12 protein-coding genes, 1 pseudogene and 1 riboswitch are annotated in these 11722 nt (G+C 67.3%); of the genes and pseudogenes, 6 read left to right on the plus strand and 7 right to left on the minus strand.

Translation table 11 applies throughout. The features are described 5' to 3' along the window. Window positions 1-6 precede the first annotated feature (6 nt). The gene (moeB, locus tag AC3A3W_RS15255; protein ID WP_487443864.1) at window positions 7-1206 is read right to left on the minus strand and encodes a molybdopterin-synthase adenylyltransferase MoeB; all 1200 of its coding nucleotides are present in this window, start codon (window positions 1204-1206) and stop codon (window positions 7-9) included. A 66-nt stretch (window positions 1207-1272) separates the two neighbouring features. On the opposite strand from moeB, the gene AC3A3W_RS15260 reads away from it, so the two are divergent. The 3 genes from AC3A3W_RS15260 to AC3A3W_RS15270 all read left to right on the plus strand — a co-directional run bounded on the left by AC3A3W_RS15260 (window position 1273) and on the right by AC3A3W_RS15270 (window position 2556). Beyond that, on the plus strand, window positions 1273-1959 hold the full coding sequence (locus AC3A3W_RS15260) for a TetR/AcrR family transcriptional regulator (protein ID WP_487443865.1): 687 nt from the start codon (window positions 1273-1275) through the stop codon (window positions 1957-1959). Between the two features lie 61 nt (window positions 1960-2020). Continuing rightward, on the plus strand, window positions 2021-2245 hold the full coding sequence (locus AC3A3W_RS15265; protein WP_205655431.1) for a DUF3107 domain-containing protein: 225 nt from the start codon (window positions 2021-2023) through the stop codon (window positions 2243-2245). A gap of 8 nt (window positions 2246-2253) precedes the next feature. Beyond that, on the plus strand, window positions 2254-2556 hold the full coding sequence (locus AC3A3W_RS15270; protein ID WP_487443866.1) for a hypothetical protein: 303 nt from the start codon (window positions 2254-2256) through the stop codon (window positions 2554-2556). An 18-nt stretch (window positions 2557-2574) separates the two neighbouring features. On the opposite strand, the gene AC3A3W_RS15275 is transcribed toward AC3A3W_RS15270, so the two are convergent. From AC3A3W_RS15275 to AC3A3W_RS15290, 4 genes are all read right to left on the minus strand, one after another. Further along, window positions 2575-3273 (minus strand): 4a-hydroxytetrahydrobiopterin dehydratase, encoded by a 699-nt coding sequence (locus AC3A3W_RS15275; protein ID WP_487443867.1) that lies wholly within the window; start codon window positions 3271-3273, stop codon window positions 2575-2577. A gap of 67 nt (window positions 3274-3340) precedes the next feature. After that, window positions 3341-4153: a thiazole synthase gene (locus AC3A3W_RS15280; RefSeq protein ID WP_487443868.1), complete on the minus strand. Its 813-nt coding sequence runs from the start codon at window positions 4151-4153 to the stop codon at window positions 3341-3343. Window positions 4154-4158: 5 nt separating this feature from the next. Then, window positions 4159-4395 (minus strand): sulfur carrier protein ThiS, encoded by a 237-nt coding sequence (gene thiS / locus AC3A3W_RS15285; RefSeq protein ID WP_487443869.1) that lies wholly within the window; start codon window positions 4393-4395, stop codon window positions 4159-4161. Beyond that, a complete protein-coding gene (locus AC3A3W_RS15290; RefSeq protein ID WP_487443870.1) occupies window positions 4392-5657 on the minus strand; it encodes an FAD-dependent oxidoreductase in 1266 nt (421 codons plus the stop codon). Before AC3A3W_RS15290 ends, thiS begins: the two co-directional genes overlap by 4 nt. Beyond that, a riboswitch (TPP riboswitch) is annotated at window positions 5649-5770 on the minus strand. It overlaps the preceding gene by 9 nt. 27 nt (window positions 5771-5797) lie before the next feature. Between AC3A3W_RS15290 and thiE the strand changes: the two genes are divergently transcribed. Next, window positions 5798-6550 (plus strand): thiamine phosphate synthase, encoded by a 753-nt coding sequence (gene thiE / locus AC3A3W_RS15295; protein ID WP_487443871.1) that lies wholly within the window; start codon window positions 5798-5800, stop codon window positions 6548-6550. Between the two features lie 10 nt (window positions 6551-6560). Here the strand turns inward: thiE and AC3A3W_RS15300 are convergent. Further along, a pseudogene (locus tag AC3A3W_RS15300) lies at window positions 6561-7706 on the minus strand (DUF222 domain-containing protein); the annotation flags it as partial. Window positions 7707-7803: 97 nt separating this feature from the next. Then, a complete protein-coding gene (locus AC3A3W_RS15305; RefSeq protein ID WP_487443872.1) occupies window positions 7804-8490 on the minus strand; it encodes a ferritin-like fold-containing protein in 687 nt (228 codons plus the stop codon). A 41-nt stretch (window positions 8491-8531) separates the two neighbouring features. Between AC3A3W_RS15305 and AC3A3W_RS15310 the strand changes: the two genes are divergently transcribed. Together AC3A3W_RS15310 and AC3A3W_RS15315 are read left to right on the plus strand one after the other, a co-directional pair. Beyond that, the gene (locus tag AC3A3W_RS15310) at window positions 8532-10031 is read left to right on the plus strand and encodes an RNB domain-containing ribonuclease (RefSeq protein ID WP_487443873.1); all 1500 of its coding nucleotides are present in this window, start codon (window positions 8532-8534) and stop codon (window positions 10029-10031) included. A gap of 289 nt (window positions 10032-10320) precedes the next feature. After that, the coding region (locus AC3A3W_RS15315) for a DEAD/DEAH box helicase (protein ID WP_487443874.1) at window positions 10321-11722 on the plus strand (1402 nt) is incomplete at its 3' end.

Below are 11722 nucleotides of genomic sequence, written 5' to 3' on the forward strand. Positions count from 1 at the left end.
CTCCCGTCAGTAAACGGGCTTCTGCGGCTCCACGTCCCTCACCCAGGCGAGGATGCCGCCGTCGAGATGGCTCACGCGCTGGTAGCCGGCCTTCCTGGCCGCGGCAAGCACGGTGGCGGACCGCGCCCCCGACTTGCAGTGGAAGACAATGTCCCTGTCCTGCGGCAGCTCGGCCCACGCCTCCCCGGACAGGATCCTGCCCTGCGGGATGAGGACGGAGCCGTCGATCCTGACAATGTCGAACTCGCCGGATTCCCGGACGTCAACCAGCTCGAAGTCCTTCGTTCCGGCGTCACGGGAAGCCAGCATCTCGGCCAGCTGCGTGGCAGTGACGGAGTGTTCCGCATCGGTGGCTGCCGGCGGAGTGACGCCACAGAACGCCTCGTAGTCCGTCAGTTCGGTGATCGGAGGGGCTGCGGGGTCCTTCGCCACCCTGATCTCGCGCCAGCTGCCCCCCAGGGCGTCGTAGAGCGCCACGCGGCCGAGCAGGGAACGCCCGACGCCGGTGATCAGCTTGACGGCCTCCGTCACCATCAGGGATCCGACCGCCGCGCACAGCATCCCGAACACGCCGCCCTCGCCGCAGGACGGGACCGAACCCGCCGGCGGAGCCTCCGGATACAGGTCCCGGTAGGTGGGGCCGTGCGTTTCCCAGAACACGCTGACCTGGCCGTCGAAACGGAAGATCGAACCCCAGACGTAGGGCTTGCCGAGGATGGCCGCAGCATCGTTGACCAGGTAGCGCGTGGCGAAGTTGTCCGCCCCGTCAAGGATGAGGTCGTAGCCGGAAAACAGCTCCAGGGCGTTGGAGGAGTCCAGCCTGGCATCGTGGAGGCGAACGTCCACCAGCGGGTTCAGGGCGGCGATGGCATCCCGCGCCGACTCGATCTTGGGCCGCCCCACATCCGCCACGCCATGGATGATCTGGCGCTGCAGGTTGCTCAGGTCAACGTCGTCGTCGTCGATGATCCCGATGGTCCCCACGCCGGCGGCGGCAAGGTAGAGCAGGGCCGGCGAGCCGAGCCCGCCGGCTCCGATCACCAGGACGCGGGCGTTCTTCAGCCGGCGTTGGCCGAGTGCGCCGATCTCCGGAATGATGAGGTGCCGCGAGTACCGCTCCACCTCTTCGGGCGTAAGTCCGGCCGCCGGTTCGACGAGGGGGGCCGGTGAAGTGCGGGTTGCATTTGCGGTGGACAGAGAAGCCATACTTCAATGTATGCCTGAAGATACCGCTGGGTCATATTACCTCCGGGTAAAGTGAAGTTAACTGAAATGGAAAGAAGGCCAACAGTGGTTCACGATGCACCGGTTGATCGCCCTCAGGGTGCGCACCCGCCTGCGGGCGCATCCCGCCCGGCCGGGCAGCGATCGGCCAGGCTGCCCCGCGATGAACGCCGTGCCCAGCTGCTGGCTGCCGCCCAGGAGGTCTTCGTTGCCAACGGTTACCACGGCGCCGCCATGGATGAGATCGCGGAGACGGCCCATGTGAGCAAACCGGTCCTCTACCAGCACTTTCCTTCCAAGCGTGAGCTGTACCTGGCCCTGCTCGACAGCCACCTCGGCGTCCTCACCGACCTGATGATGGGCGCGCTGAACTCCACCTCGGACAACAAGGAGCGGGTCCAGGCCGTCATGCGGGCCTATTACCGCTTCATCGACAGCGACGACCAGGCGCACCGGCTGGTCTTCGAATCCGACCTGATCAACGATCCCGACGTCAGTTCGCGCCTGGAGACCTTCAACAAGGCCTTCGCCGACGCCATTGCACGCGTCATCGCCGAAGACACCAAGCTGCCGCTGTTGGAAGCGCAGCTCTTGGGCCGGGGACTTGCCGGCATGGCGCAGGTGAGCGCGCGCTATTGGCTCGAAACGGACGGAAACCTTGACCTCGATGTGGCCAGCGACCTCATCTACCGTTTAGCTTGGCGCGGAATCTCTCGTTTCCCCAAGGAGACCTAGACTACAAAGGGAGAACTACCTTTGTAGGTGCATCAACATTGATTGGCTGGGAGGCCTTGCTGTGGAAGTAAAGATCGGCATTCAGAACATCGGCCGCGAAATTGTGCTGGAATCGGCCCAGGATGCTGACGCGGTGGCCAAGGTCGTGGCGGAGTCTCTCGCCAAGGGCACCGAGCTGCGCCTGAGCGATGAGAAGGGCCGCCAGATCATTGTGCCGGCCAACGTCCTGGGCTACGTGGAGATCGGCGCGGAGGAAGTCCGCCGGGTCGGCTTCGGCGCACTCTAGGACCAGCAGTGCTGTCCCTCGTTATCGTCGTACTGGTCACCGTGGCCGCGGGCTTCATTGTCTGGGCCAACGACCGGCGCCATGCCAAGTACGGCATGTTCCTGCCGGCAGGCGTGGCCACGGCCGTGGGAATGCTTGCGTGGATCATCTGCATGACGGCGGGCCTTGGCTACCAGCCGGGCCTGACTTGGATGCCGTGGATTCTTCCGATGGTGGCCGGCTCCGCAGCGGCGGTGGCTGTGGCTGGATACTTGGGCAGGGTGCGCACCAAACGGGACACACAGCGGCTCACGGCCGCCCTGAAGAAGTAGCGGCTTGGGCTCCGGCGGTTAGTCCCCGGTGCCCGAGGCGGGGTCCGATCCCTTGAGGTCGGGTCCGTGGCCTTCTTCGGTGCAGAGGCACAGCCGGTTTCCTTGGGCATCAGTGACCACCACCCGTTCGGGTGCGTGGTCACTGTTCATTGAGGCGCCGGTGGCCGCCGTCTTCTCCAGGGCAGTGCCGGATTCTGCCTTGGACCGGTGGATGTCCAGGTGGAGGCGGTTCCCGTCCGCCGCCGGCGCTTGCTGGAAGGACACCCCGGGGCCACGGCCGTACGGGTCCACGAGGTTCCCGAACCGGCCCTTGCGGTAGCCGAGCGCGACGCGCCAGACCTCGGAGATCCCGTCCGCGTCTGGCGTTTCGATGCCGATGTCCACCGTCCGGTAGAGGCCGGGCTGGGCCTCCGCGCCTGCCGCCGCGGCGGCTATGCTGACCGAGGCGGCGGCGCCGGTGTCACGCCCCGTTACCTCCCCGCCGACGTCGTGGGAGCTGAACCGGATGAACACCCGATTAAAGCGCCAGTCCAGGTCCGGATGGTGGTCACGTTCCTCGGCGAGGCGCCCGACGGCGGCAATCAGCCCCAGCGCGGCGGCCGCCGTCGGCGTCTTGAAGACGGTGACGAGGCCGCCGAGTTGGTAACGCCAGTCCGGCAGGTCAGCGAGCGCCACGTCGATCTGGGGTCGGGTGAGGATGTCGTCCCTGGCGGCCACGGCTGCCTCCTTGGCGGGGTTCGTGGGTGGGCCTGCCCTGCCGAGTGGTCTGCCGCGGCTGTCCGGGCTAGAGGAACTCCGCCCGGCCTTCCATGGCCGATGACGCCAGCGCATGCTCGCGGCGCGGTATCCGCCCGGCCGCTTTCGCCAGCCTACCGGCGATGACGGCGTGTTTGAAGGCCTCCCCCATCAGTGCCGGGTTCTGCGCCCGGGTCACGGCCGTGGCCAGGAGCACGGCATCGCAGCCCAGCTCCATGGCCAGCGCGGCGTCCGAGGCGGTGCCGATGCCGGCGTCCAGGACCACAGGCACGGAGGCGCGGGAGACGATCAGCTCGATGTTGTGCGGGTTGAGGATTCCCAACCCGGTCCCGATGGGCGAGCCCAGCGGCATGACGGCCGTGGCGCCCAGGTTTTCCAGACGCAGGGCAAGGACGGGATCGTCATTGGTGTAGGCGAAGACCTTGAATCCACGGTTGACGAGCTGTTCGGTGGCCTCTACCAGTTCCACCGCGTCCGGCAGCAGCGTGTGTTCGTCAGCGATGACTTCGAGTTTGACCCAGTCGGTCTCAAGGGCCTCGCGCGCGAGCTCCGCCGTCATGACGGCGTCGCGGGCCGTGAAACAGCCGGCGGTGTTCGGGAGAACGCGGATGTTGTGGTCCAGGAGCAACTGGAACAGGGACCCCGCCTCGGCCGGCGAATAGCGTCGCATAGCCACGGTGGTCAGTTCCGTGCCTGACGCCAGGAGCGCCGCCCCCAGTCCGTCCAGGCTGGGGGCGCCTCCCGTGCCCATGATGAGCCTCGAGGTCAGTTCGACGCCGTCAATGACGAGGCGGTCAGTGGCGTGCGCTGCGGTATCGGTCTGCGTGGTTGTTTCAGTCATCGTCCTCATCCTCCCTGAACTGCCGTGACCAGCTCGATCTCGTCGCCCTCGGCGAGTGCTGTGCTGTGCCACAGGCTGCGGGGTACGACCTCCGCGTTGCGTGCCACTGCCACCCCGAGCCGCTGGCCGTCGGCGGCCTGCCCGTTGGCGGCCAGCTTCCGGCCGGTGACCTGGCTGACGAGAGTGGTGACGGAGGCGCCCGCCCCCATGGCGTGGGCGTTGCCGTTCAGTGTGATGTTCATGCGGATTCCTTGTCCTGGTCAAATGTGACTGTGTTCGAAGCGGTGCGTTCGGCGGAGAACCGCCCGGGACGGAAGGCATCCCAGCGGCTGTCCGTCAGGCCGTCCATCAGCTCGCGGCAGATGACGGCGGCGGCGGGCGTCAGCAGGACTCCGTGCCGGAAGAATCCGGTGGCGATGATCAGCCCGGCGGCCACGCGGCCCAGCAGGGGCGCGTTGTCCGGCGTGCCGGGGCGTGCCCTGGCCGTGGCCTCGATGAGTTCCAGTTCGGCCACTGCGGGCACCAGGGCCTGGGCATCCCTGAGCAACTGGTAGACGCCGCCGGCGCTGGGTGAGGCCTGACCGTCTTCCCGCTGGGTGGCACCAATGACCACGGTGCCGTCCTGCCGCGGCACCAGGTAGACCGGGATTCCGCGGACCATGCCCCGGACCGTGGCGGTCAGCAGCGGACGGAGCCGTTCCGGAACTTTAAGCCTGAGAATGTCGCCGTACACGGGACGCAGCGGCAGCCTCAGTCCCTCCGGCAGTCCGTCCAGCGAGGCCGCCCCGAGACCGTTGGCCACCACCGTTTCGGCGGCCAGCACGGCGCCGCCGCCCGCAAGCCGGACACCGCTGACCCGCCCGCCGCCCCCTCCGCCGTCCCAGAGCAGCCCGGCGGCGTTGTCACGGACCGCGTAGCCGTCTTCAGCGCCGGCCACGGCAGTCCGCGAACCGGGTTCGTGGCAGGCCAGTGCAGCGGCGATGCCCGCCACCAGCTTCCGCGGATCAACCTGGTGGTCGGCCGGGATGTCCAATGCACAGGAGATTCCGGGGCTCAGCAGCGGCTCCCGCAGCCGGGCCTCACGGATGGTCAGCGGTTCCACTGCCAGGCCGGCGGCCCGCTGGACTTCGCGCAGGTCCATCAGCGCGCGGCGGTCGGCAGGATCGGCGCCAACGGCGATGGTCGAAGTGGCCAGATACCCAGCGTCGCAGCCGGCACCGCCATCAGCGAGCGCCGCCGCGAATGCGGGCCACCGGGCAGAGGACTCGAGCATGAGTTCCAGGAGTTCCTCTTCCTGGTAATGCAGTTCGCTGACTGGGGCCAGCATCCCCGCGGCGGCCCAGCTGGCACCTGTCCCGGGCGCCTTGTCGATGAGGACCACGGTCCGTCCCGAGCGCCTCGCCTCCCAGGCGATTCCGTGGCCGATCACGCCGCCGCCAATCACGGCCACGTCGGCGTGGAGCCGTGCTGCGGCAGAGGTCTTCCCGCCGGATCCAAGATTCATGGAATTCCTTCCCTACGCCGGTACTAACCGGATCAGGTCAAGCGGTCGGCTCTGACGCCCTCTCAGCCCTGCGCCTTTTGTGACAGCTGCAGCGGGCTCCCGCGGTACCTGCCCAGTTTAGAGGAACTAGGCTGGTTGCCATGACCGCGCCTGATATCCATGAAGCCCGCCTGTACCTTTGCACCGATGCCCGTAAGGAGCGCGGCGACTTCGCCGACTTCGTCGATGCTGCCTTCGCCGGCGGCGTGGACATCATCCAGCTGAGGGACAAGAACACCGAGGCGGCCGAGGAACTCGAACTCCTGGCAGTCCTGCGCCAGGCCGCTTCAAGGCATGGCCGGCTCTGGGCCGTCAACGACCGGGCGGACATCGCTTCGCTGGCCGGGGCACCGGTGTTTCACATCGGCCAGAAGGACCTGCCGCTGCGCTCGGCCCGGGCCCTGCTGAACGACTCCGCGGCGATCGGCCTGTCCACCCACTCCCCCGATCAGATTGATGCTGCCATCGCGGCCGCACAGGCACCCCAAGGCCTTAACTACTTCTGCGTGGGCCCGGTGTGGGCCACCCCCACCAAACCCGGCCGTGCCGCCGTCGGGCTTGATCTTGTCCACTATGCAGCCGGGACTGTCGGTAATGCCGAAGTGGAAAGCGGTCAGCAGCTTCCGTGGTTCGCCATCGGCGGGATTGACCTGACCAACGTCGAGCAGGTGGTGGCGGCGGGAGCCAGCCGGATCGTCGTGGTGCGGGCCATCACGGAAGCTTCGGACCCTACGGCTGCCGCGGCGGAACTGATTGCTGCCCTGGACGCCGGAACGGCCGGTACTGCGGGAGCGGAAGGCATGGCTCGGCAGCCGTCATTTTCTGCGCGCTCATCATCTGGTGACGCCAAATAGGGACGCCCTAGGCGGCTGTGAATTGTGCCTCGTTATCCAGGGACCGGTTGCTGCATCCCGGAAAGGGACACCGTCCGTCGCGCAGCCGCAGCCATTGGCGCATCGCTTTCGGCACCCGGTAGCTGGTACGGCCGATCTCCAGCGGTGCCCCATCGCGCGGATCGATCAGCACCCGCAGGAACGACCCGGCCCCCTCTGCGACCAGGCGGCGGGCCACCGAGCCGGGAATCGGGCCGAACCCATCCAGCATGGCCGGCTCCTCACCGGCCCCCATGAGCGATAACACCGGAACCGTGACCAGCACCTGCGCCCTAGGCGACGGGGTTCCTTCGGCGACGCCTTCGAGCAGCCACCCTGCGGCGACATCCGCACGCAGCTCCGTCAGAGTCCGGGATTCCTCCGGGCCCTGCAGCGCACGCGCCGCTTCAGTGGCCCGAGACCAAATACCGGCCGCCACGTCCGCGGGCAGATACACCGAAAGCCACGCCATCCCGTCCCGGTCCGGAACATACTCCATCCGACGCTCCCGCACGCTCCTGCGGTGGCGCGCCTCGATGCTGACCGGGTGGTGCCGCTCCCGCCAACTGCGCGCCCTGGCCCGGAACCTGGCCGGTGCCAGCTCCCCGGCCAGGCAGCCACGCCCCGGCCGGGCAGCGTCCGGGTCCAGGAAGTGGGTTTCCAGGGCCGCCGCCCCCGCCGGGTCCAGGTTGGCTGTTTCATCGCAGAGGACCCGTGCGTGCTGCCAGGAAATGCTCCCTGCCTGCAGCGCTGCCATCGTCAACGGCAGCGCGGCGGTCAGGGTGCGGGCCTCCGACAGCAGGGCACCGGCACTGCGTTCACCCACACCCAGCACACCTGCGACCTCAGCGGTCACGGCCATCTCCTGGGCGGTGTGCTCCTGTGGGGAACGGGCCGGTGCGGCCATGGCTTCGGCAGCGCTGGCATATCCGGCGGTGAAATGAACTTTCAGGGCAGCCAGCCGAGCCTCCACCCTGCCCACCTCGGCCAGACCGTCCAGACACGCGTCCGCCTGATCCCGAAGAGGGTCAGCACCGGCCGAGGCCAGGCTGCCGGCACAACGGCCAGCAACACCGACCAACACAGCGACCGAGGACTCAAGCCCCTCCACCGTCTCCGCAACCCGCCTGCTGTCCATACCCACAGCGTGACGGCAGGCAGTGACAAAAACGCCGCAAAGGGAAGCAACGACATTCGGCGAACGTGGTGCTCCTACCGGAGCATGCAATCACGCGTCAGCCGCTCAGCCCGAGCTGCACCATCCGCTTGGAATGGTTCTCCGCGAGTTCCGTAGTGAGCCTTTGCACGCGCTCCCTGGCGGCAGCGTCATCCGCGCCGCTGTCAGCTGCGGTGATGAGTTCCGTCAGGAAGGCATTTTCGTAGCCCACGCGCTGGGCCTGGGTGAGCGCCTCGCCCAGGAGCCGCCGTCCCCACAGTGCCAGCCGGGAGGCGAGCCGGGGGTCATCGGCCAGCGCCACCCGCAGCCGCTCCCTAAGCACGGCTGTTGCGTCCTCGGACGCCTGGATCTTCTGTATCAGTTCCCGGGTCCCCGGGTCCACATAGCGGGCCACGGCCTGGTAGAAATCGGCCGACACCGTATCCACCACGTAGGCCTTCATCAGCGATTCGTACCAGTCCGCCGGCCGCGTCCGTTCATGGAAGTGGTCCACGGCGGCCTGGAACGGCAGCATCGCGTCCTCGACGTCCACGCCCATGTCCGCCAGCTTTTCACTCACCAGCTCGTAATGCTGGAACTCGATGACGGCAATCCGGCCGAGCACGGCGCGGTCATGGAGCGTCGGGGAGTAGCGGGCGTCCGATGAGAGCCGTTCGAAGGCGGAAAGCTCGCCGTACGCCATCACGCCGAAAAGGTCAGCGACGAAACGGTCATAGCGAGCGGTGTCAGCCGAGGATGTGCCCATAAACCAAGACTAACTGCGGAAATCGGACTAACCTGATTTTCGTGCCACATCATCGCCTGTCCCCCAGCGTCCACGAACAGACCAACGCCCTGGCCGAGGCCCTGAGCGCGCTGCGGACCGAGCTGGAGCTGCCCGGGCAGTTCGACGACCACGTGTTAAGGGAGGCGGAGGCGGCCGTGGCGCAGCGCCGGCTCCCGGGACTCGACCTGACCGGCGTCGAATTCCTGACCATCGATCCGCCGTCATCCACGGACCTCGACCAGGCCCTCTTCATCGAACGGTCCGGGGAGGGCTACAGGATCCTGTACGCCATCGCCGACGTGCCGTCCTTCGTGGTTCCCGGCGGTGCCCTCGACGCCGAAACCCGCCGCCGCGGGCAGACGTTCTACGCTCCCGATGGACGCATCCCCCTGCACCCTGAGGTGATCAGCGAGAACGCGGGCAGCCTGCTGGCCGGCCAGCTGTGTTCGGCGTTCGTCTGGGAGTTCGAACTCGACGCCGCGGCCGAGGTCGTTTCCGTGCTGGTGCGGCGGGCCATGGTCCGCAGCCGGGCCAAGCTCAACTACAAGGGTGTCCAGGCAGAGCTGGATGCCGGGACCGCCTCACCCCTGCTGCAGCTCCTGCGCGAAGTGGGACTCAAACGCGTTGAGCTCGAACGGGCCCGCGGCGGCGCCAGCCTGAACATGCCTGAGCAAGAGATCGTGCAGCTTCCCGACGGCGGCTACCGGATCGTCGCGGCGCCGCAGCTTCCCGTGGAGGACTGGAACGCGCAGATTTCGCTCATGACCGGCATGGCCGCCGCCTCGTTGATGCTCGACGGCAAGGTGGGCATCCTCCGTACGATGCCGGCCCCGGACGAACGGTCCCTCGGCCACTTCCGGCGCCAGACGGCCGCACTGGGGAAGCCGTGGGACGGAAAGGTCAGTTACGGGGAATACCTGCGGACGCTGGATCCCACCGACCACCGGCAGCTGGCCATCATGCATTCGGCCGGCATGCTTTTCCGCGGGGCCGGCTACACGTACTTTGACGGAGCGGTTCCCGACGACGCCATCCAGTCCGCCATCGGCACGGCGTACGCCCACACCACGGCACCACTGCGCCGGCTGATCGACCGTTTCGTCCTGGTCATCTGCGAGGCGCTGAGCAACAACCGACCCGTGCCCGCATGGGCACGGGAGGCGCTGCCGTCCCTGCCGGACATCATGGCAACCTCGGACCAGCTCGCCGCCAAGATGGAGCGGTTGGCGCTGGACACGGTGGAGGCGGCGCTGCTCATCAACCACATCGGCCAGGAGTTCGACGCCGTGGTGATCTCCGGATCCAAACCCGCCAAGAACAACGGCAACGGCGGCACCACCAACGGCAACGGAAACGGCAAGAGCTCCAACGGCAGCGGCCCGTCCGGCATCGTCCAGATTGCCGAGCCGGCTGTCACCGCCCGCTGCGCCGGCGAAATGGAACCCGGCACCCGGGTGCGGGTCCGGCTGATTTCCTCGGACATCACCACCCGGGAAGTGCACCTCGAGCTGGTCGACTGACTCCAGGTCCTGCCCTCCGCAGCCGCTCCAGTCAGGGAATCCTGTTTTCCCGGTTAGACTGAAGAGGTAGAAATGGATGCCCGGTCGTTGATTTCGTTTATTTTGAATCAACAAGCCCGCCCCTACGCGATCTTGAGACAGACCCGTTGGTCCCCAGTGCCAGCATTTAGATAGCCCGCGATCGGCTTCCACTGGAACTGCTTGCGCGCCAGAGCGTGCTCCGGATCGGCCCCTTGGCCGGCCGTTGAGCATGCGGCGCCAATGCCCAAATGAATAAGGAAACTCCACTGTGAGTGAATTGCATACGCACCAACTGCTCTCCGATGACTCCGGAACCGAAACCATCGAGCCCGAAGAGACCATCATCTCGGACGAGAAGCCGCACGAGATCGCTGAGAAGTCCTTCGTGGACTACAACGTGCGCCCCGACATCGTCGAGTCCCTTGCCGACGCCGGCATCACCCATCCCTTCCCCATCCAGGCGATGACCCTGCCTGTTGCCCTATCCGGCCACGACATCATCGGCCAGGCCAAGACCGGCACCGGCAAGACCCTCGGCTTCGGCATTCCCGCCCTGCAGCGCGTCGTGGGCCCGGACGATGAAGGCTTCAGCAAGCTGCCCGCGCCCGGCGCCCCGCAGGCCATGGTCATTGTCCCCACCCGCGAACTCGCCGTGCAGGTGGCCAATGACCTCCAGACGGCGTCCCGCAAGCGCAATGCCCGGATCGCCACCATTTACGGCGGCCGTGCGTACGAGCCGCAGATCGAAGCGCTGCAGAAGGGAGTGGAGGTCGTTGTCGGCACGCCCGGCCGCCTGATTGACCTCTACAAGCAGCGGCACCTGGTGCTGAAGAACGTCAAGATCGTGGTCCTCGACGAGGCCGACGAGATGCTGGACCTCGGCTTCCTGCCCGATGTTGAGACCCTGATCGCCGGCACTCCCCCGGTCCGCCAGACGCTGCTGTTCTCCGCCACGATGCCCGGCCCCGTGATCGCCATGGCCCGCCGGTACATGACGCAGCCCACCCACATCCGCGCCGCCGACCCGGACGATGAGGGCCTGACCAAGCGCGACATCCGCCAGCTCATCTACCGTGCGCACAGCATGGACAAGACCGAGGTTGTCGCCCGCATCCTGCAGGCCCGCGGACGCGGCCGCACCATCATCTTCACCAAGACCAAGCGGACGGCGGCCAAGGTCGCCGAGGAACTCGTTGACCGCGGATTCGCGGCCGCCGCCATTCACGGTGACCTCGGCCAGGGCGCCCGCGAACAGGCTCTCCGGGCCTTCCGCAACAACAAGGTGGACGTCCTCGTCGCCACTGACGTTGCCGCCCGCGGCATCGACGTTGATGACGTCACGCACGTCATCAACTACCAGTGCGTCGAGGACGAGAAGATCTACCTGCACCGCGTGGGCCGCACCGGCCGTGCCGGCAACAAGGGCACCGCCGTGACGTTCGTAGACTGGGACGACATGCCGCGCTGGGGCCTCATCAACAAGGCGCTGGGCCTGAGTGTTCCCGAGCCCATCGAAACGTACTCCTCCTCGCCGCACCTTTTCGAGGACCTGGACATTCCGGAAGGCACCAAGGGCCGCCTTCCGCGCAGCAAGCGCACGCTGGCCGGCGTGGACGCAGAGGTCCTGGAGGACCTCGGCGAGACCGGCAAGAAGGTCACCCGCGCCGGAC

The organism is Arthrobacter sp. Soil_N43, from assembly GCF_057655195.1.

Bases quoted from the DNA above. Each gene is read 5' to 3' on its own strand.
- moeB (WP_487443864.1), bottom strand. From the start codon at position 1,206: ATGGCTTCTCTGTCCACCGCAAATGCAACCCGCACTTCACCGGCCCCC.
- AC3A3W_RS15260 (WP_487443865.1), top strand. From the start codon at position 1,273: ATGGAAAGAAGGCCAACAGTGGTTCACGATGCACCGGTTGATCGCCCT.
- AC3A3W_RS15280 (WP_487443868.1), bottom strand. From the start codon at position 4,153: ATGACTGAAACAACCACGCAGACCGATACCGCAGCGCACGCCACTGAC.
- thiS (WP_487443869.1), bottom strand. From the start codon at position 4,395: ATGAACATCACACTGAACGGCAACGCCCACGCCATGGGGGCGGGCGCC.
- AC3A3W_RS15290 (WP_487443870.1), bottom strand. From the start codon at position 5,657: ATGAATCTTGGATCCGGCGGGAAGACCTCTGCCGCAGCACGGCTCCAC.
- thiE (WP_487443871.1), top strand. From the start codon at position 5,798: ATGACCGCGCCTGATATCCATGAAGCCCGCCTGTACCTTTGCACCGAT.
- AC3A3W_RS15305 (WP_487443872.1), bottom strand. From the start codon at position 8,490: ATGGGCACATCCTCGGCTGACACCGCTCGCTATGACCGTTTCGTCGCT.